Raw genomic sequence first — 20,015 nt, forward strand, 5'->3', positions numbered from 1 at the left:
AAAACGAACTATTCATTCATAAAAATATAAAAATTGGAAAATGTTTTCATCTGTCCCACTACTGTGAACCTCCTATATTGTAACATTTCACTGGGAGAAATGAAATCAAAGCGACCGAATTGTAAATCGGTCGCTTTGCGTAAGTTAACATTATTTCATTTTGCTACGTAGGTATCCTTCGATAAAGGAGGTAATTTCTCCATCCATGACAGCTTGGACATTCCCCATCTCCACCGAGGTACGATGATCTTTTACCATGCTGTAGGGGTGGAATACATAAGAACGAATTTGGCTTCCCCATCCGATCTCTGCTTGCTCCCCCTTTATAGCATTCATCTCTTTTTGTTGCTCTTCTAGCTGTCTTTCATATAAACGCGCTTTCAGGATCTTCATCGCTCGTTCACGGTTCTTAATTTGCGAGCGTTCCGATTGACAAGTTACCACCACGTTGGTAGGAACATGCGTGATCCGAACAGCGGAGTCCGTTGTATTTACGTGCTGACCACCTGCCCCACTCGAGCGATAAGTGTCAATCTTGAGATCTTCTGTGCGAATCTCGATTTCAATATCATTATCTACCTCAGGCATTACATTACAAGAAGCAAAAGAGGTATGACGACGTCCAGAAGAGTCGAACGGACTAATCCGTACTAAGCGATGGACACCTTTTTCTGCTTTTAGATAACCGTATGCGTTTACCCCTTTGATGAGTAAGGTAACACTTTTCACTCCTGCCTCATCTCCAGGCAGATAATCGAGGGTTTCCACTTTATATCCATTTCGTTCAGACCATCGTGTGTACATACGTAATAGCATCTCAGCCCAATCCTGAGACTCTGTGCCACCCGCTCCCGGATGTAACTCCAAGATGGCCGAATTTCGGTCATATGGCTCGCTCAGCATCATGTGAAGTTCAAAGGTATCGACATCTTTGACAAGTTGCTTAACTGCCTTCTTCTGTTCTTCTAACAAGTCTTCGTCTTGCTCTTCTACAATTAATTCCAACATCATATTTTGTTCTTCAAGCGCTTCATCGAGGGATGTGATTTGCTCCACTTGTTCCTTCAATGATTTCATCTCATCGATTACTTTTTGAGCGGCTTGCTGGTCGTTCCAAAATGTAGGGTCTGTCATTTGTGTTTCTAGTTCTTGTAGTCTTGCTTTTTTCTGGTCTAAGTCAAAGAGACCCCCGAATGTCCGCCAGTCGTTTGGCTGTATTCTGGAGCTCGTGTCGGATTTCTGATAGATCCAAAGCTCTCACCTCTTATGGTTGTGTCGATTAGTTTGTTCTGGGGCATGTATTCCCATTATAACGTATATAAGCAAGAAAACCCATGACTCCAATAAGATAGGGAAAAGGTAGCACGGTGGCTACCTTTTCTCTTGTTGGTTGGTTATAAGTTACTGTGGCTTTTTCATACAGCACTGTTTGTATTTCTTGCCGCTTCCACATGGGCAGAGGTCGTTACGGCCTGTTTTTTCCATGTTGCGGACAGGGCGTTTCTTTTTGGCTTGCTGGGAGCGTTCGGTGTCGTCGCCAGAGACTGCTTGCGCATTTACGACGATTTCGTTTGGCTCTACTTCAATTACTTCGTCTTCTTCAATGACAGTTTTCATCATATACTTCGCTACTTCTTCTTGAATCTCAGCGGTGAGGGCTTCAAACATGGCGAAGCCTTCCATTTGATAGCTACGAAGTGGGTTATCTTGGCCATAGGCACGAAGGTGAATCCCTTGACGCAATTGTTCCATCGCATCAATATGATCCATCCATTTGCGGTCTACTGTGCGCAGGATCACCACTTTTGAAAACTCTTGGAAACGATCATGACCGATTTCTTCGACACGTTGCTTATAGAATTTCTCAGCCTCTTCAGTAAGAATATCCATGATTTCTTGTGCCGTTTTATGCTCGAGATCGTCATCATCTAATGTATCATCTGGAAGCAAGTTACTATGGGCATAGTCGACAATTGCATCTAGATCCCATTCTTCCTCATCACTATCGGCTGTATGGATACTAACAACCCGCTCAATATCAGCCTTAATCATGTTAAGCACAACATCTTGTAGATCAGTCGAAGTTAAAATATCTTTCCGTTGTGTGTAGATAATTCCCCGTTGTTGGTTCATCACATCATCGTATTGAAGAACCCAACGACGTGTATCGAAGTTATTTCCTTCAACCTTCTTCTGAGCATTCTCTACAGCACGGCTAAACATGCCACCTTCAATCGGTTGATCTTCATCCATTCCCAGACGATTCATCAAACCTTCGATTCGCTCCGAACCGAAACGGCGCATTAAGTCATCAGAGAATGAAAGGAAGAATTGAGAGGTACCTGGATCTCCCTGACGCCCTGAACGACCGCGGAGCTGGTTATCAATCCGACGGCTTTCATGACGTTCTGTACCAATAATATGAAGGCCACCCAACTCACTTACACCTTCGCCTAGCTTGATGTCGGTACCACGGCCCGCCATATTGGTCGCAATGGTAACAGCGCCCATTTGACCTGCTTGTGCCACAATCTCAGCCTCTTGCGCATGGTTTTTCGCGTTAAGTACTTGATGCGCGATACCACGTTTCTTTAGTAGACGGGAAAGCTTCTCGGAGTTCTCAATCGATACCGTTCCCACCAGTACAGGACGTCCTGTTTGGTGGCTCAGTGCAATTTCCTCAACAACAGCACGGAACTTAGCTTCTTCTGTCTTATAAAGAACATCATTTCTATCATCACGGATCATTGGACGGTTCGTAGGAATTTGGATAACATCCATGTTGTAAATCTTGCGGAACTCCTCTTCCTCCGTCTTCGCAGTACCCGTCATACCGCCCAATTTATCGTACATCCGGAAATAGTTTTGGAGGGTAATCGTTGCTAGAGTCATGCTCTCTCTCTGTACTTCTAGGCCCTCTTTCGCCTCAATCGCTTGATGTAAGCCATCACTATAACGGCGACCTTGCATCAAACGCCCTGTGAATTCGTCAACGATGACCACTTCGCCCTCTTCAGTAACAACGTAATCTTGGTCACGTTTCATGATCACATGGGCTTTTAACGCCTGTTGAACATGGTGGTTTAAGGTAATGTGTTTCATGTCAAACAAGTTGTCAACACCTAAGAAAGACTCGACTTTCTTAACCCCATCATCCGTTAATGCCACTTGCTTCGTTTTAATATCCATCGAATAATCTTCTTCATCACGAAGGCGTTTGATAATTTGGTCCGCAGTATAATACAAATCAGTCGCTTTCGCCGCTTGTCCACTAATAATAAGCGGAGTACGAGCTTCGTCGACTAAAATACTGTCAACCTCATCGACAATTGCGAAATTTAATTCGCGTTGCGATAAACTATCCACATCCGAAACCATGTTGTCACGCAGATAGTCGAAGCCAAACTCATTGTTCGTACCAAATGTGATATCAGCGGCATACGCCTCTCGCTTCTCTTCTGGGGACATAAATGGCAAATTAAGTCCAACTGTTAATCCTAGGAACTCAAACACTTGCCCCATCCACTCTTTATCACGTTGGGCCAAGTAATCGTTCACGGTAATGATATGAACCCCTTTGCCTGAAATCGCATTAAGATACGCAGGTAGAGTAGACACTAAGGTTTTCCCTTCCCCTGTCTTCATCTCTGCGATATCACCGTTGTGAATCACCATTCCACCGATTAATTGCACTTCGAAGTGACGCATGCCTAGCACACGTTTCCCTGCTTCACGCATAACAGCAAACGCTTCTATCAAAAGATCATCTAACGTTTCCCCGTCTTGATGACGTTTCTGGAATTCTGCCGTCTTTGCTTGCAATGCTTCATCACTTAATGCAATCATCTGTTCTTCCAGCTCATCAACCTGCTTAGCAAGCTGAAAATACTTTTTCAACTGTCGTTCAGTCGGATCTAAAAACTTCTTCAGCGCTTTAATCATTTAAACACCCTCCAAGAGGTAGTCTCATACCGTTTTCAACATACTATTATTTATTCTATCAAATAACATACCGTTTTTCACTTTAATCCTTTAACAAACAGCAAATAGAAAGAAAACCATCCGGATGATTCAATAGAGAGAACAGATGCCGAAAAATGTTCAACTCCCCTTTCTCCCTATGAATCCCCACCATGGCCCTAGTACGAATCACTCTTATTTCTCTTTCGATACCAATTTTTTCAAACGCAAGTAAAACGCATGAGCCAGCTTCTTACGATCCCCTTCACGGTCGATATAATCAAGACCGTTTGCGGCAATCTGTGCCTTTCGCTCCTTCGAATATTGCCGTACCTGACCAATAGCAGTTGCTAGCCCTTCCGGATTCTCCGCACCAGCAAAAATCCCTACTTCGTTCTTCTCTACAATCTCGCGAACTTCCCCATCTACCGTGGATACGATGGGTTTTCCTAAGAAGGTATAGTCAAACAATTTATTGGGACGCGCACCGCGAAACACCTCGTTATCAGCTAGAGAAATGATGCCACAATCGGCCGCATACGTGTAATCAAAGATTTCCGACTTCGCAACAGGATCTAGTAGATGCACATTCGTTAACCCTAATTCCTCACGGAGGCGAACCAATTTCTCTTTTTCAGGCCCATCCCCGATCAATACAATCGACGTTCCTGGTTCGAGATGTTCTCCAGCGCGTACTACGTACTCCAAAGCATTTGCGGGTCCGTGTGCTCCCGTATAGACCGCCAAAAACTCATCTTCCGGAATTCCCATCCGCTTGCGAAACTCATCTCGTGTCTCCGGAGTAGGCTCCCATGAGCCGAGTATCACTCCATTAGGAATCAGTTCAATCTTGCATGGATCAATTCCCCGATCCATGATAAACGTACGTTGATGCTCAGTCAGAACGATAATCTGGTCCGCTTTTTGATACAGATGATTTTCCATCCAAGTCAAGATTCGAATAATATGTTTATTGTTAAGCCCGCCCATCTTGATCAAAGAATCGGGCCACAAATCCCGGACTTCAAACACAAACGGAACTCGCTTTAGTGCCGCTAACATCCAGCCGGAAAAGGCCAAAAAGAGATGCGGCGAGGAAGCGATCAACACATCCGGGCGCTTCTTAAATAAGCCCTGCAAGAAAAATACAACCGCAAAGCTGGCCATATTAATCATTCGACGAAAATCGTTTACCTTATGCGGAAACGACCATAACCAGTTTAAGCACAAACCTTTTACAGGAGGGATCGCTTGTTTCTCTTCTTCTGTTACCCAACTACGACGCGGGTGAACAAAACGAGACATCCACAGATCCACCTCTGCTCCCTCTTCTTCCGCCCATTCTTTCGCTAGCTCATAGTGCCTTGTAATCCCTGCTATATTAGGGGGAACAGCATAATGATTCGCCAACCAAATCTTCATCGCTCTTCACACTTCCTTGTAATAACGAAATCATTCTCGTCTCTCATCACAGTTCTTTTTCTAAGATATCCACGATTTGCGTAGCGGTTGTCCCATCTCCAAATGCAGCCGGTACCTCTGAGAAGTCTACCGTGAACTGCTCTACCATCTCTAAAATCTGTGCCGAATTGGCTCCAACTAATACATTAGTTCCAAGCTCTACTGTCTCCGTCCATTCGGTTTCATCGCGCATCGTAATACAAGGAACTTGTGCAAAAAACGCTTCCTTTTGTACGCCACCCGAATCGGTTAAAATCTTGCTCGCATGCACCTCTAACTGCAACATATCCAAGTAACCCACAGGCGGAATGACTCGCACGTTCGGATTGGTAATCTGTAAGCCGAACTGCTCTAACTTTCCAACTGTACGTGGATGTAGCGGGAGAATCGCCGTCATCGTAAGCTCGTTCAGTGCTGACACGATCGCTCCCAGACGAGCCGGGTCATCTGTATTTTCGGCACGATGCAAGGTAACCAATAGATACGATTTAGGAGTAATCGCTAACTCACTTAGTATATGAGATCGTTCCTCTGCTAACTTCCGATTAAAATTCACCACATCTAGCATGACATCCCCTACGAGAGAAATCCCTTCGGTCACTCCTTCAGAGGATAGGTGCCTCACAGCCGTCTCAGTCGGACAAAATAACCAACGAGATACATGGTCCGTAAGTACTCGGTTTATCTCTTCCGGCATGCGACGGTTAAAGCTTCTAAGTCCCGCTTCTACATGTGCTACTGGGATATGTAGCTTTGCCGCGGCAAGCGCTCCTGCCAGAGTGGAATTGGTATCTCCATATACGAGAAGTGCGTCCGGTTTCTCTTTCATCAACACTTCTTCGACTCTTGTTAACATCTCCCCTGTTTGTGCACCATGCGATTTCGAACCGACATGCAAATGGTATTCAGGATGAGGAATTTGCAGTTCTTCAAAGAAAATATCCGACATCGATTGATCATAATGTTGTCCCGTGTGTACAAGAACTTCTTGTCCACGCGCACGGATTGCTCGTGAGACAGGAGCTGCTTTTACAAATTGCGGACGAGCTCCTACCACTGTTACTACCTTCATCATCATTCCTCCAACGACCTAGAGCATAGTGTATGATGCCTATCTTAACACAGAACCCATTCCACTCTAAACCATCCAGACTAATCTGACATAAAACAGACGAAAGGCTAATGAGTACAACCCATTAGCCTTTCGTCTGTTTTACCATTCATTCTTTTATATCATCAATTCATTATCCAGCATCCTACTCCGGAGTAATGAGTCCATACTTACCATCTTTTCTGCGATAAACCACATTTACCTCATCTGTCTCTGCATTTTCAAAGACAAAGAAGTTGTGACTTAGCATGTCCATCTGTAACACGGCTTCGTCCATACCCATTGGCTTAAACTGAAAACGCTTCGTGCGGACAATCTCGACATCCGAGACTGCACTAGCATCCCAATCTTCTTCCACTGCTGTTGCTGCTACAGCTGAATAGGCGGCTAAAGCTTCTTCCATATATTGCGAACGGAGACTACCTTCCTGACGGGCTTTGCGATGAATTCGGGTCTTGTACTTACGAACCTGACGTTCTAGCTTCTCTACCACCAGATCAATGGATGCATACATATCCTCACCCTGATCTTCGGCTCGAAGAAGTAACCCTGGAAACGGAATCGTTACTTCCACCTTGTGCTGATCTTTGTTGCCTTGTACGGTTAACGATACATGCGCCTCAGAAGTATCATTACTTATGAGGTAACGCTCCAGTTTTGCTAAACGCTTTTCGACGTACTCTCTTAGTGCATCCGTCACCACAACATTATTGCCACGGACGATATAATCCATAAATTGAATCCTCCTTCCGCTTTATATCTATCTATTACCCTTTTACAGAAAAAATTCCTCCTAAATATTTACGAAAAAAGGAAGTTAAATTATCCCAAAAAGACTTGAGAAAAACGAAGTCCATGGAACAAGTCTCTCTTCATCGAAACTTGTTCCATGGACTTCGTAAAGCCATATTGCTCTAATGCTTGAAGGAACACCTGATTTTTCTCTGATAAATTGACCGTTGTATAAAGTAAAGATGAATCCTGATACGCAGCAAATAGATGATGAATGAGTTGTTCACTTGCCTTAGGGTGCGTTTGAAAATCAGTAGCAAATCCCACTTGATAAAGAGTTACAACTGTTTGAGCTTTCTCTTCATCTCGTACCAATCGATAAAGAGCATACGCAACAGGGCCGTGCCCAGTATGTTCAAGGACGATTCCTTTTGCTTCCGGGATGTGATCCCACTGTGTTTGCCAAGGAGCGAAATGCTGGTAAAAAGAAAGCTCACTCACTTCTTTTGGACTCACAGACCGAACTGCCCAATCCAGCAGGTCCCAAGTAGACCCTGTCCAAGATCCTTCTACCCGGAGGCTGTAAAAATGAAGGCGGTCCACTACTTGATAGCCCATGTTCTCATAGAGCCTGATAGCAGGCTTATTCTCTGCAAATGCCTCCAAATACGCGGTCTGGACGCCTTGTTCCTGATAGATTTCGAAGACCTTCTCCATAAAGAGACGGCCTAGCTTCTGATTCCGATATGTTGGCATGACCGCAGTACCGCCATTCCATGCAATCTTCTGACTTTTGATGATCTGAAAAGCATTTAGTACCAGCCCTACTGGCTCCGACTTCACATAGCCCACGATCGAATGTTCCAACGAAATTTGATCTCGTACGCATCTAGCTTGTAATTGGCTAGCTGTCATCGTCATATCTACAAAATAACCTTCAAAGCTTTGATTCCAGACTTGGAGGAGTTGATCAATTGATAACTCAGACGCTCTTTTCCATGTAAGATTCATTTGCTATGCCCTTTCCCTAGATAATAGAAAACTCCCTAGCCAATAGGCATAGGGAGTTGGACTAGCTTAGTATTAGACTTGAAGAAGTCCTCGAAAAAGCCAATTAAGCTCTTACTACGTTTGCTGCTTGAGGTCCACGTGGGCCATCAACGATTTCGAATTCTACTGTTTGACCTTCTTCAAGGGTTTTGAATCCGTCGGTTTGAATTGCGGTGAAATGTACGAATACGTCGTCTCCGCCTTCGCGCTCGATGAAGCCGTAGCCTTTATCAGCGTTAAACCATTTTACTTTGCCTTGCATGAAAACACTTCCTTCTTGGTTAAAAAATATTGCAGAAGAGTTACATCTTTGCGATTAAACTATATCACCAGAACTTTCATCATGTCAAGTTAACATGAGTATATACTCTCCACCGTACGTTGTCCAAAGCCCGTGCAAACTCGCGTATAGGAGAAAAAAATAAGGCACCCCCGCGAGGAAGTGTCTTATAGACGAAACTATACATTCACGGCATCTTTTAGTTGTTTGCCAGGTTTAAAAGCAGGAACCTTGCTCGCTTCAATCTGAATTTCTTCACCTGTCTGTGGATTGCGGCCCATACGAGCAGCGCGTTCTTTCACTTCAAAGTTTCCAAAGCCGACTAACGTCACTTTATCTCCACTTACGAGGGCTTCAGCAATGGCTTGTAGCACAGAGTCCACTACAGCACTTGCTTCTTTTTTTGATTTTCCAGTAGACTCTGCTACACGTTCCACTAATTCTGATTTATTCATACCTTACACTCTCCTCATTTTTTCTTATTCATCTGTCTTTCCAAAACCTACTCGCTTTATACATATTCGGAATTCGCTCTTGCAAATGTACACGCAACAGGCTGAAAGTTAGCCCTTCGCAAGAGCTTTGCGCACTCTCTCACAGTGGATCCAGTTGTATACACATCATCGACTAAAAGAACAGATTGACCGGATACATCCATCTGTTTCCCTTGGTAAGAAAAAGCGCCCACAAGTGCTTGAAGCCTTTGCTCTCGACTTCGTTTACTTTGTTGCTGATCTTGGTAACTCTGCCGAACTAACAAATCCATTACAGGAACATGTAATTGTGCACCGATGATATGAGCTAGCTGTTTTGCTTGATCAAACCCTCGTTCATATACTCGATTACGATGGCAGGGAACATATGTAATCAAAAAGCGATCCCTAGATAAAAAACGTTGCTTGATCAAAGAAGCCATCCAAAGCCCCATCGGTCTCGATAGTCGCTCATCACCCCGATACTTCCATTGCTGAACAACTAAGCGCGCCCAATGGTTATACTCGACACAGCTAATATTTACAACCCGTTCATACTCAGGAGTCCGCTGGCAATCGTAGCAAAAAGAATCATCGATCGAACTCGGTTTCCCACAAACCTTGCATTGTGGGTATGCTAAAATCTTGCGTTTCTCCATACAACCTGCACATAACTGTTCCCAAACATGATCGCCTATCACCCTAGGACGAGGGGACTGACAAAACCAACAGGATGCAGACGAATCACCAAATATTTTCGACCACCAACTCCTCATCCGCGAAACTCCTTGCAAGCCTCTCGATTTAAGAGTTGTATCTCCCGAATCGCTTGGCAAATATCTTCTGTTTTATGATTTGATATAAACCACACTTTTCCTGCTTGGTATTGCAAACTTCTTCCAACCCTACCTGCCATTTGGACCAAAGAAGCCCGATCATATACAGGGTGATCTGCACGAAGCACAATCACGCTACATTGCGGGACGGTAATACCACGCTCTAAAATAGTAGTAGCTACGAGATGATGAATACTTCCATCCCGAAATCGCAACATTTTTCTCGTTCGATTTTCGTCCGTACTGGATACAAAATCCACTTTTCCCTCATCACGAGGGAATTGTTTTTTTAACCACTCCGCTACCACCCTTACATCCTCGATGCGGGGTACAAACCACAATGCTTGTCCATCTGTACTCGTAATCTCATCCATGATTCGTTGCACCGTTCGATTCATCTGATGAGATTGGATCTGTCTCCACAGGGCCGTCTCTCTTTTCCAAATCGGGCACGGAATCGGTTTACCATGAAACCTACATGGCAGCAATACGGTAGGTAATACCCCTTTCCTCATCTTACGAATCCATGAATCCGTAGGCGTAGCGGTTAATAGAATCATCGTGCCACCCGTTCTTTTGGATCTTCGAATCGAATGTTCTAACGCCCGATTCCCCTCTAGCGGAAAAGCATCCGCTTCGTCCACGATGACTAGATCAAAGAGATGAGCCATTCGAATCGTCTGATGTGCCGTGGCAATCACCAGCGGGCTTAACATCCCTTTATCTGAGCTTCCGGCATAATGTTCCGAGACAATCCCACCTGGAAAAAACCGTTTCAACCGTGGGGCTAATTCCTTCACCACATCTTGCCTAGGCGTACACCATAGTACCGACTTCCCTTGACGAATTAACGGTTCGATCACCGGAATCATCGTCTCTGTCTTACCTGCTCCTGTAACAGCCCAAAACAGGACGGAAGGCACATGTTGTTTCACATAAGCAGATAATTCCTGCATAGCGGCCGACTGCTTCGCTGTTAATCCAATCGAAAGAGGCTTGACCACTCTCGGAATCTGCTCCCTGTCTCGTTCTTCTCGAACAAACTGGTACAGATACTGACAACTTCTTGCTCGTCCAAGTAGTAGGCAGTGTTTGCAACTGGCACACGTATCCCGTTCACACCTCCCACAAGGGGTGAAGAAGATAAACGCTTGATCTGCACCGCAACGAAGACACTTCCATCTCCCGTCCCGAAGCTGCACAGCTGGAAACACAGAAAGCCAGTTCTTCTCCTTCCATCGCTGAATCATTTCGCGCCACTCATCCTCTGATTGCTGTGGAAAATGAAGTGTTCGAAATCGTTCCACTTCCGGATCGAGTAGCAGACGCCCCTCCCAAAACGAATACACAGATTCGCTTTCTTGCTTCATATTCACTTATCACGTCACCCCACAACCCCCAAAAAAACCAGACCCGCACACGGAGTCTGGTGATATTACGATGCTGACCACTTTCCCTTTACTGTATCCTCTTCATATGAAACCCGTAGATCCATCACAATAAACCGCTCGCCGACCTTCTGATTCGCCTTCATCCATCGTTCGACCGCTCCATCATCCGAGGTCATATGAATAAACTCCAACTCCACATATCTACGGTTTAGCTTCTCTAGTAATCGATCCGCCTCTTCCGTATGGCCAATTAACAAGCAACTAACCTTTCCATGACTCCCTGAAATACGACGATTCGTATAATAAGATCGAATCCACCATTCTAATTGCTGTTCTGTATTATCTGCGATGACGACCAAGTGCGATGCTTTATTATGATAATAACTTCCGTATAGCCAATTTGACCTCTTTACTAACATCCAAATGGCAAAATAGGTCGCCACCCCTGCTAAACAAACCCATAGTAGCATCATCACAAACCCCCTTCTCCCATCTCAACTGGATTTCTATATTAGTTGAACCCATCCGTATTTGATGGCAAGCAATACAGCTTGTGTACGATCTTGGACGTCTAATTTATATAAGATCTTACTTACATGATTCTTAACAGTCTTCTCACTTATAAACAAATGCTCTCCAATCGCCCTGTTATTTTTTCCTTGTGATAGTAGGCGTAAGACCTCCATCTCACGATTGGTTAAAATCTCTTGCCAATTCACGATATGATACGAAGTATGAATTCGACTAAAGGCACCTTCTTGCCGACTCAATCGACGAAGTTCACTCGCCATTTTACCTACCAATACGGGATGGATATAAGTCCCACCACAAACAATTACTTTTAATGCCTCAATGAGTTGTTGTGGTTCCATCCCCTTTAGTAGATAGCCAGTAGCTCCATTACGGATCGCCTCCACAGCATATTGATCTGCTTGATCCGTTAGGATGAGGATTTTTGTTTGAGGAGTCACTCGATTTATGTGATATGTTACTTCTACTGCATCCATTCTGGGTAGATATAGATCCATCACAACTACTTGAGGGGTAAGGGTTTCGCATACATGCGCTACCTCTGATCCATCTATACAAGATGCTACAATTTGCAGCTCAGGATAATAAGAAAATATATTTTTATATCTATTCAGATAAATGTCGCTGGAATCTGCTAATAAGATACGGATCGGGGATATGTTGGAATGCTCGCCTAATTTGGCATTTCGCTGGTGAAGAAACGGACTCTCAATCAAAACGTTCACCTCACTCCCTTGATGAATATCCAAAATCGCCTGACATCTCTTTTTATTCTATCATGAATCCTTTTTTGTTTAAACAAAAAGAGCCATCCTTGTTGGATGACTCCTCTTCGTGTTCAGCTTATAAGCCTGCGTCTGTCTTTAGCACTTCTACTTTATCTGTGCGCTCCCATGGAAGATCGATATCGGTACGACCGAAGTGACCGTAAGCGGCAGTTTGGCGATAAAGTGGACGACGTAGGTCTAGTTGGCGAATGATTCCGGCTGGGCGGAGGTCGAAGTGTTTGTTGACCAATTCAACTAGAACCGCTTCATCTACCTTACCAGTGCCAAATGTCTCCACACGAACGGACATAGGGCGAGCTACTCCGATTGCGTAAGCCAATTGTACTTCACACTTCTCAGCAAGACCCGCTGCGACTAGGTTCTTCGCTACGTAACGAGCCGCATATGCAGCAGAACGGTCTACTTTCGTAGGATCTTTACCAGAGAATGCTCCCCCACCATGACGAGCATATCCACCATAGGTATCTACGATAATCTTACGACCAGTCAGTCCTGCGTCACCAAGAGGTCCACCGATTACAAATCGACCTGTTGGGTTGATAAAGTACTTTGTATTTTCATCAATCATATCTTTCGGAACGATTGGACCGAAGACATGTTCTCTGATGTCTCGTTGGATTTGCTCAAGTGTCGCTTCTTCAGCATGTTGAGTAGAGCATACAAGCGCATCAATCCTAACTGGCTTGTCGTCTTCATACTCAACTGTCACTTGGATTTTACCGTCAGGACGTAAGTAACTTAGCGTTCCATCGACACGTACTTCATGAAGCTTTCTAGCTAGTTTGTGTGCTAGAGAAATCGGAAGTGGCATCAATTCTGGAGTCTCATTACAAGCGAAGCCGAACATGAGCCCTTGGTCACCAGCACCAATCGCTTCAATTTCTTCTTCGGTCATCGAACCTTCACGGGCTTCTAACGCTTGATCGACACCTTGAGCAATATCAGCAGACTGCTCATCAATCGAGGTCAAAACAGCACACGTTTGAGCATCAAAGCCAAATTTTGCACGAGTATATCCGATATCACTTACCGTTTTACGTACAATTTTTGGGATATCAACATAGCAGTTGGTTGTAATTTCACCAGCAACTAAAACCAAACCAGTCGTAACAGACGTTTCTGCTGCGACACGAGCATTTGGATCTTTCTCTAAAATAGCATCCAAAATAGCATCCGAAATCTGGTCACAAATTTTATCTGGATGACCCGCCGTTACGGATTCAGAAGTAAACAACGCACGCTTCTTTTCAGACATGGATTTATTCCCCCTAGATAACCGTTATATGTAAATAAAAAAACCTCTCCTCTCTTGGAAAGGTGTTTCTACTCTTCAGCTTGATGACAAACTTCTCGTGTGAACACCTAAAAAAGAGGCTACTTGATTCCAGTCAATCTCTGTATCACCACTAAGAATACAAGATTATACACATAAACACAAGCAGTATTCGGTATTCGTATAGTTATATTTCTTAATTAAATAAATATTCCACCACCCCCTACACATATCTTTAACCGTCTTCACTCATTTTTGAGGATTTTGTGTAACTTGCACTGTAATAATGTTAAAAAAGTAGAAAAGATGATAGGATGTAGAAAAAATTATACAGAATAAGTGAGGGCTAGTTTATGCAAGATGGCTTTGAGCCCGTAAATCCGGACAAACAACCTACTCAGAAAAAGAGTCGGAAAAAAAAGGTCTTGATTTGGGCATCCGTTATTCTTTCTACTCTTCTTTGTACAGTTGGTATTTACGCCTATAACCTTTATACAACAGTAGCCAGCAGCCAAGACACTACGGCCGGAAAATCTTCCTTACGAGAAGAACAAGTAGATGTAAAGAAAGAGCCCTTTACTATCTTATTCATCGGTGCGGACCAATACAACTCCAAAAAAGAATCAAAAGAGGGTTGGCGTCCTGACGTGATGATGCTTGCCGTCGTCAATCCAGAAAAAAAGAATATTCACATGGTAAGTATCCCGCGTGATACCTTTTTCCAAATCCATGGAACAAAGACTCAGACGAAAATTAATGCTTCGGCAGCTTCCATATATACAAGCACAAACAAGCTTACCCCCATCAACTCCGTACGGGAAACTGCTCAAGATTTCCTGAATCGACAAATCCCTATTGATTATTATGCTAAAATCAACTTTAGTGGATTTATAGACCTTGTCGACCAAGTAGGTGGGATTGACGTAGAAGTTCCATATGACTTTAAAATGCAAACGTTTGGCGGGAAATATCTCCACTTTAAAAAAGGGAACCAGCATGTAAACGGTGAAGAAGCACTTGTTTTTGTACGACAACGAAAGCAGGACCCTGAGGGAGATCTCGGACGTAACAAACGACAACAACAAGCCGTACGGCAAGTTTTAGATAAAATGCTCAGCTTCAAAAGCTTAACGCAATTCACTGATATCACGAAAGTGATCGGGGACAACTTCCAGTACAGCTTTCAGGTTTCTGATATATTACCTCTAATGAGTATCTATGCAGATATCCCTAAAGAAAATAACCACATCATTAAATTAAATACTTACTCTAAAACTCTACCAGCACATGGGGACTGTCAGATCACGACAGACGGCGAACGCAAACGAGTCGTCGCAGAACTGCTAAAAGCAATGGATAAGCCGTACAATGAAGCAGATCTGACATACGATTTCGAACAAGATCTCAAAAACCCGAATCGTAAACAGAAGCCCGGAAAATCGATATCTCTGAAAGGAGAATGAAATGATGAACTCCCAACGTAGTCGACTAGATCGAGTAGAAATGCGTAAAAAGAAGAAGAAAAAGAGAGTCATTATTGTGAGTGCAATCCTAGCTCTCTTCATTGGGGTAGCTGGGTACTATGCAACGAATCTCCTGAGTGCATTTTCAAATTCGCATGATTCCAATTTAAAAACAGATGCTAAAAAAGTAGACGTAAAAGCGGAACCTTTTACCATGCTTTTAATGGGTATTGACCAATATAATATTGATAATGAATCCAAAAATGGATGGCGTCCCGACGTATTAATGGTAATTACGGTAAATCCAAAGGAAAAGTCCGTGCGAACCATGAGTATTCCTCGTGATACGTATGTGAAATTCTACAATTCAACCAGTAAAGGGAAGATTACCGAAACCCTATCTGCCCTTCAACATGGCTCGGATGCCCATGCAAAAAATCAGCAAGTCGTGAAACAGGTAGAACAATTCTTAGATAACAAAGTCCAAATCAATTACGTAGCGCAGATTAACTTCTCTGGATTTATGGATTTAGTAGATGCAGTCGGCGGCATTACGGTAGATAACAAATATAAATTCCAAGTTCCTTTCTACGCAGGGAAAATGTTGAAATACGAAAAAGGGCAGCAAAACCTAAATGGGGAAAAAGCTCTTATGTATGTACGGACTCGTAAAGACCATAAAGGCACTGGCTCAATTGTTCCTCCAGAAATGGAAAACGACAATGATCGAAATCGCCGTCAACAAGAAGTGATTGGTGCCATTTTAAGTAAAATGGTTGGTTTTACGGGTATTACCCAGTTTAGCGACATTACCAAAGCAGTCGGAAAGAACTTCCGTTATAGCTTTGATATGGGTGAGATTCTTCCACTGTTTAATGTGTATCGTGAATCACAAAACAATAAAGAATCGATTGCTCTGCATAACTACTCACTTAACCAAAATGGAAAATGGTTCCAAGTTGTTCCGGAAGGTGAGCGTCAACGTGGTATAGCTGAGTTGCTCAAGCATTTAGGAAAAGAGTACGACAAGCGTGCTATCACATATGATCATACGTTAGACCCTTACGAGGCAAAAACGATCGAACAAATCCCGAAACAAGTACCTTCTAAAGCATATCGAAATTCCGAAGGCACAGGGACTAGTCAATCGAACCAATCGAACCAATCGAATCAACCGTCTGGATCCACTCCTAATGGTGGTAAACCGACAACCAAAACTCCATAATTCCTTTTAGAAAATACCTGATCCCCATTCAGGTATTTTTCTTTTATCCCCGAAACTTGATCCTAATATTTCCCAAATGATAGTATAAGAGCAATTCGTTTTCCAAAGCTTCTAGTGAAATGAGGAATCATTTGGTGAAGAATCAACGCTCAGAACAACGAGCAGCTCGAAGGAAGAAGAGGAATCGAATACTCTTCGTATTCTTGGCGCTTTTCGCTCTAATCGGTAGCTTTTATATATATCAAATGTGGAATGCTCTAGCAAAAGGGCATGATTCCAATGCAACGAAGTCAGACCTTAGACAAAAGCAAGTGGAGATTGGGAAAGAACCTTTTACCGTCCTGCTCATGGGCGTCGATTCGAGAACTGCCAAGGGAGAAAAGGAGTCATGGCGCTCAGATGTACTCATGATTGCCGCCATTAATCCAGAAAAAAAATCGGCCTCCATCGTCAGTATCCCCCGCGATACGCGAACCACCATCGCCCATACCAATGGCTGGAAAGATAAGATTAACTCCGCCGCTACATGGGGGAGGGAAAAAGGAGTCGATCCCGTTGCCAATGTAAGACTCACCGTTGAGAGCTTTTTAGAAAGCGTCCCCATCGACTACTATGCGAAGATTAACTTCCAAGGCTTTATGGACGTAGTCGATCAACTGAATGGGGTCGATGTCGATGTCAAAAGAGCTTTCACATATCATTCCTTTAACGATAAAATCCTCAACTTCCGCCTCGGTCCTATGCATTTAAATGGAGAAGAAGCGTTAGCCTATGTCCGCATGAGAAAACAAGACCCTGAGGGAGATCACGGTCGCAATCGAAGACAACAAGAAGTAATCAATCAACTTTTAGACAAATTAACAGGCGTTCAAGTGCTGACCCAATTTACTTCGCTCACGGAAATCGTAGGGAACAACTTTTCCTATAGCTTTAGTCCCTCTGAAATCCCTACACTAGCTAACATCTACCGCAGCATTCCAAAAGAATCCTTAAAACACATCACGATTGAAGCTCCTTCTGAAAGAATCAACGGAATCTGGTATGATTTAGTTAGCCAAAAAGAGCGTGATCGCGTTAGCAATCTACTAAAAAAAGAGTTGGACCTACCATACGATCAAAATAAAATCGAGGTCCCTAAAGCGAAAAAGACAAATTAGAAGCATTCATCTCAAGACGGCTCCCATAGCCGTCTTTTCTTTGGGAGAGGAGCTCCATATCATGAAAACACCCTTGTCATACCAGACCATTGCCGGATATGGCGAAACAGAGATCATCATTCAAAAATCTCGTTTTATCTGCCAAGCTGGACCTGTCAAAACCGAAGAAGAAGCCCAGAAATTTATCGCTGACATCGCTAAAAAATACTGGGATGCGAGCCATAACTGCTCTGCCTACCTCGTCTCCGATCTCATCCAAAAAGCATCCGACGATGGCGAGCCCTCTGGAACAGCAGGCAAGCCCATGCTCGAAGTCCTACATGCTAAGAAAGTTCAATATACCGCAGTCGTTATTACGCGATACTTTGGGGGGATCAAACTAGGCGCTGGTGGTCTCGTCAGAGCTTATAGCCAAGGAACATCCGCTGCCTTAGAAGCTGCAGGGATCGTTCAGCCCATCCTCCATCAATCCATCACTATCACCTTTGACTACGCCCATATCGGAAAACTCGAACACGAACTACGCCAAAACTCCTATTTCCTCGAACAGCCCGTATTTACCGAGCATGTAAGCTGGACCTTGTGGGTGCCTGTTGATGAAACGAGCCAGATCCAATCACAGATCATCGATTGGACCCACGGTCAGGCAAACGTGGAACTAGGAGGGTTGGAGTACCGAGTGAAGTAGAAAAGATACAGAACCACTATGTTAACTCACATGGCTACAGCAACATGATGACCGTTATACCACACTGTGGTCTTGTTACCGCTGTTGCAGCCAAATTGGAAACAGTCACAAGTCCAGGACCTTCAATAATCGTTGATGCAGTATGAGGAGCATTCGAGTTATTGGTAACTTGCGTTTGCGTCCCTTGAACAAGATTCCCTTCGTAACAGGACCTACCGTATAAATGACTGCGTAAAAATGCCCTGCTGCTAAAGAAATCGCTCCAGTAGTGGCATCGAGCGTTATATTCGAGCCGGCCTGAGTTAGAACCGTATCGTAGGGTACAGTACTGTTTGCAGGTAGAACAGCGGTATTTCCAGTACCCCCTATGGTAGCATAGAAAAAGTTAGCTACCAGTGTTCCCGTAGCACCTGTAGATCCTGTGACCCCGTCAATTCCACTTGGTCCTCTAACTCCTTGAGGTCCTTGAGGTCCACAACGCTCAGGCTTTCGTCTACATCAGCTCATCTTCTCACTCCTAAACTTTTGATATTTATAGAATATGAATCTCTCAACGTAATGGTATAGGATAAAGAGACTATTTTGGATGCTTGCTCTTCCCGTCCATGCAGCGACCCAGATCCAAGCACATAAAAAAGGAATCCACATTATTGCGGATTCCTTTTTCTACTACAGCGATTATATTACTCTGGATCAAGAGAGTCATACAAGACAAAGACAGGAAAGAAGTTAGGAGTAGTCTGCAATCCCACTTGATCCAGTCGCAATTGCTTTTTGAACAAAGGGAATCTGCGCCAGAAGGATAACGATGATGAATGATAGGATAAACTCGACTGCCCTTTTCTCCATTTCATTACAAAGACCCTCACCCTAGACTCTAGCGATTCATCCAATATGCTATTTTCTTATAGTTTGCGCCGATGAATCGTGGTGACCATGCACCATCAGTTCCATTGTTACCCATGCTATTTAATCCAATCACACCTACATAGCCAGATTTTGAATTCCACATTGGTCCTCCACTCATACCAGCTTCGATATAGGCTGAGATTGTGAAATGTTGACTATATAGGCTATTAAGTAATCCCAGAGAGACTCTATAGAGCCATTCCTTCAAAATCTCTATGTGTAATGAATTTCCTAGCACCTTTATTTATATTACTGAGTAAGAATGTAGAGGAATGGATCATGGGACTATAGCTCAGTGAGGTCTTTAGGGATATCTGTGCCTAGGACATTTTCTAACTTCTCGTTTGAAATCCATTCTTTTTGTCATAAAACAAAGTTTGATTAAATTGAATCCAGTTGTTGAAAATGTAATCATTTCAACAACTGGATTCCTTTAGTTTTCGGATATGAAGATACGGAACAAAAAACAATCAGCCCATACCTTAAAATTAGGCTGTGAATAGGTTACTTATTCTTAGTAATAAGAATATTGATAACAAGATTAAGTATTATGTTTATAAGGAGTGAAAAAATGTCTCAAGCGAATATACCAAATATTTCACCCAATATTCAGATCACAAGGGAAGATGCCATTAACCTGTTGTTGTCCTCGATTGCGTTAGAAGAGTTAGGACTTAGCCATATTAT

Annotated in this window: 19 protein-coding genes; 5 read left to right on the forward strand and 14 right to left on the reverse strand. The window is 43.5% G+C overall.

Going from position 1 to position 20,015, the window contains the following annotated elements:
- Positions 1–150: 150 nt before the first annotated feature.
- The 13 genes from prfB to metK form a co-directional block, all read right to left on the reverse strand.
- Positions 151–1,252 (reverse strand): peptide chain release factor 2 gene (gene prfB, locus EDD57_RS04000; protein ID WP_131848196.1). Its coding sequence is split into 2 segments (ribosomal slippage): positions 151–1,179 and positions 1,181–1,252, totalling 1,101 coding nucleotides; the frame shifts between segments, so codons are not numbered across the junction.
- A 149-nt stretch (positions 1,253–1,401) separates the two neighbouring features.
- Entirely contained in the window at positions 1,402–3,942 is a 2,541-nt protein-coding gene (gene secA, locus EDD57_RS04005; RefSeq protein WP_131848197.1) for a preprotein translocase subunit SecA, read from the reverse strand.
- Between the two features lie 213 nt (positions 3,943–4,155).
- Positions 4,156–5,382 carry a glycosyltransferase family 4 protein gene (locus EDD57_RS04010; protein ID WP_131848198.1) on the reverse strand — a complete coding sequence of 409 codons (1,227 nt, stop codon included), beginning with the start codon at positions 5,380–5,382 and terminating at the stop codon, positions 4,156–4,158.
- A 46-nt stretch (positions 5,383–5,428) separates the two neighbouring features.
- Positions 5,429–6,493: a non-hydrolyzing UDP-N-acetylglucosamine 2-epimerase gene (gene wecB / locus EDD57_RS04015; RefSeq protein ID WP_131848199.1), complete on the reverse strand. Its 1,065-nt coding sequence runs from the start codon at positions 6,491–6,493 to the stop codon at positions 5,429–5,431.
- A 184-nt stretch (positions 6,494–6,677) separates the two neighbouring features.
- Positions 6,678–7,265: a ribosome hibernation-promoting factor, HPF/YfiA family gene (gene hpf, locus EDD57_RS04020; RefSeq protein ID WP_131848200.1), complete on the reverse strand. Its 588-nt coding sequence runs from the start codon at positions 7,263–7,265 to the stop codon at positions 6,678–6,680.
- Positions 7,266–7,354: 89 nt separating this feature from the next.
- Positions 7,355–8,275, reverse strand: coding sequence for a GNAT family N-acetyltransferase (locus tag EDD57_RS04025; protein WP_131848201.1), 921 nt, complete (start codon positions 8,273–8,275; stop codon positions 7,355–7,357).
- Positions 8,276–8,378: 103 nt separating this feature from the next.
- The gene (locus tag EDD57_RS04030) at positions 8,379–8,576 is read right to left on the reverse strand and encodes a cold shock domain-containing protein (protein ID WP_072331382.1); all 198 of its coding nucleotides are present in this window, start codon (positions 8,574–8,576) and stop codon (positions 8,379–8,381) included.
- 197 nt (positions 8,577–8,773) lie between these two features.
- Positions 8,774–9,049, reverse strand: a complete 276-nt coding sequence (locus tag EDD57_RS04035) for an HU family DNA-binding protein (RefSeq protein ID WP_072331384.1) — start codon at positions 9,047–9,049, stop codon at positions 8,774–8,776.
- A gap of 56 nt (positions 9,050–9,105) precedes the next feature.
- On the reverse strand, positions 9,106–9,843 hold the full coding sequence (locus tag EDD57_RS04040) for a ComF family protein (protein ID WP_131848202.1): 738 nt from the start codon (positions 9,841–9,843) through the stop codon (positions 9,106–9,108).
- Entirely contained in the window at positions 9,840–11,273 is a 1,434-nt protein-coding gene (locus tag EDD57_RS04045; protein WP_243649432.1) for a helicase-related protein, read from the reverse strand. The genes EDD57_RS04040 and EDD57_RS04045 overlap by 4 nt, the downstream gene beginning before the upstream one ends.
- Before the next feature lie 65 nt (positions 11,274–11,338).
- Positions 11,339–11,767, reverse strand: a complete 429-nt coding sequence (locus EDD57_RS04050; RefSeq protein ID WP_131848204.1) for a hypothetical protein — start codon at positions 11,765–11,767, stop codon at positions 11,339–11,341.
- Between the two features lie 33 nt (positions 11,768–11,800).
- Positions 11,801–12,541, reverse strand: coding sequence for a LuxR C-terminal-related transcriptional regulator (locus EDD57_RS04055; protein WP_131848205.1), 741 nt, complete (start codon positions 12,539–12,541; stop codon positions 11,801–11,803).
- 127 nt (positions 12,542–12,668) lie between these two features.
- On the reverse strand, positions 12,669–13,868 hold the full coding sequence (gene metK / locus EDD57_RS04060; RefSeq protein ID WP_131848206.1) for a methionine adenosyltransferase: 1,200 nt from the start codon (positions 13,866–13,868) through the stop codon (positions 12,669–12,671).
- A 371-nt stretch (positions 13,869–14,239) separates the two neighbouring features.
- Between metK and EDD57_RS04065 the strand changes: the two genes are divergently transcribed.
- From EDD57_RS04065 to EDD57_RS04080, 4 genes are all read left to right on the forward strand, one after another.
- Entirely contained in the window at positions 14,240–15,349 is a 1,110-nt protein-coding gene (locus EDD57_RS04065) for an LCP family protein (RefSeq protein WP_131848207.1), read from the forward strand.
- A 4-nt stretch (positions 15,350–15,353) separates the two neighbouring features.
- Positions 15,354–16,574 carry an LCP family protein gene (locus EDD57_RS04070; RefSeq protein WP_165873660.1) on the forward strand — a complete coding sequence of 407 codons (1,221 nt, stop codon included), beginning with the start codon at positions 15,354–15,356 and terminating at the stop codon, positions 16,572–16,574.
- A gap of 134 nt (positions 16,575–16,708) precedes the next feature.
- Positions 16,709–17,731, forward strand: a complete 1,023-nt coding sequence (locus EDD57_RS04075; protein ID WP_165873661.1) for an LCP family protein — start codon at positions 16,709–16,711, stop codon at positions 17,729–17,731.
- Positions 17,732–17,792: 61 nt separating this feature from the next.
- Positions 17,793–18,419, forward strand: coding sequence for a YigZ family protein (locus EDD57_RS04080; protein WP_131848210.1), 627 nt, complete (start codon positions 17,793–17,795; stop codon positions 18,417–18,419).
- A gap of 877 nt (positions 18,420–19,296) precedes the next feature.
- On the opposite strand, the gene EDD57_RS14905 is transcribed toward EDD57_RS04080, so the two are convergent.
- A complete protein-coding gene (locus EDD57_RS14905) occupies positions 19,297–19,431 on the reverse strand; it encodes a hypothetical protein (RefSeq protein ID WP_279388932.1) in 135 nt (44 codons plus the stop codon).
- A gap of 468 nt (positions 19,432–19,899) precedes the next feature.
- Here EDD57_RS14905 and EDD57_RS15285 point away from each other — a divergent pair.
- On the forward strand, positions 19,900–20,015 hold a 116-nt coding region (locus tag EDD57_RS15285; protein ID WP_481170251.1), incomplete at its 3' end, for an alpha-helical endospore appendage domain-containing protein.

Origin of the sequence: Baia soyae (genome assembly GCF_004341445.1) — a bacterium.
Classification (GTDB): domain Bacteria; phylum Bacillota; class Bacilli; order Thermoactinomycetales; family Thermoactinomycetaceae; genus Baia; species Baia soyae.

Excerpts from the sequence above, each read along its gene's own strand:
- metK (WP_131848206.1), bottom strand. The coding sequence starts at position 13,868 with ATGTCTGAAAAGAAGCGTGCGTTGTTTACTTCTGAATCCGTAACGGCG.
- EDD57_RS14905 (WP_279388932.1), bottom strand. The coding sequence starts at position 19,431 with ATGTGGAATTCAAAATCTGGCTATGTAGGTGTGATTGGATTAAATAGC.
- EDD57_RS04030 (WP_072331382.1), bottom strand. The coding sequence starts at position 8,576 with ATGCAAGGCAAAGTAAAATGGTTTAACGCTGATAAAGGCTACGGCTTC.
- EDD57_RS04025 (WP_131848201.1), bottom strand. The coding sequence starts at position 8,275 with ATGAATCTTACATGGAAAAGAGCGTCTGAGTTATCAATTGATCAACTC.
- EDD57_RS04010 (WP_131848198.1), bottom strand. The coding sequence starts at position 5,382 with ATGAAGATTTGGTTGGCGAATCATTATGCTGTTCCCCCTAATATAGCA.
- hpf (WP_131848200.1), bottom strand. The coding sequence starts at position 7,265 with ATGGATTATATCGTCCGTGGCAATAATGTTGTGGTGACGGATGCACTA.
- EDD57_RS04035 (WP_072331384.1), bottom strand. The coding sequence starts at position 9,049 with ATGAATAAATCAGAATTAGTGGAACGTGTAGCAGAGTCTACTGGAAAA.
- secA (WP_131848197.1), bottom strand. The coding sequence starts at position 3,942 with ATGATTAAAGCGCTGAAGAAGTTTTTAGATCCGACTGAACGACAGTTG.
- wecB (WP_131848199.1), bottom strand. The coding sequence starts at position 6,493 with ATGAAGGTAGTAACAGTGGTAGGAGCTCGTCCGCAATTTGTAAAAGCA.
- EDD57_RS04080 (WP_131848210.1), top strand. The coding sequence starts at position 17,793 with ATGAAAACACCCTTGTCATACCAGACCATTGCCGGATATGGCGAAACA.
- EDD57_RS04050 (WP_131848204.1), bottom strand. The coding sequence starts at position 11,767 with ATGATGCTACTATGGGTTTGTTTAGCAGGGGTGGCGACCTATTTTGCC.
- EDD57_RS04070 (WP_165873660.1), top strand. The coding sequence starts at position 15,354 with ATGAACTCCCAACGTAGTCGACTAGATCGAGTAGAAATGCGTAAAAAG.
- EDD57_RS04045 (WP_243649432.1), bottom strand. The coding sequence starts at position 11,273 with ATGAAGCAAGAAAGCGAATCTGTGTATTCGTTTTGGGAGGGGCGTCTG.
- EDD57_RS04065 (WP_131848207.1), top strand. The coding sequence starts at position 14,240 with ATGCAAGATGGCTTTGAGCCCGTAAATCCGGACAAACAACCTACTCAG.
- EDD57_RS04040 (WP_131848202.1), bottom strand. The coding sequence starts at position 9,843 with ATGAGGAGTTGGTGGTCGAAAATATTTGGTGATTCGTCTGCATCCTGT.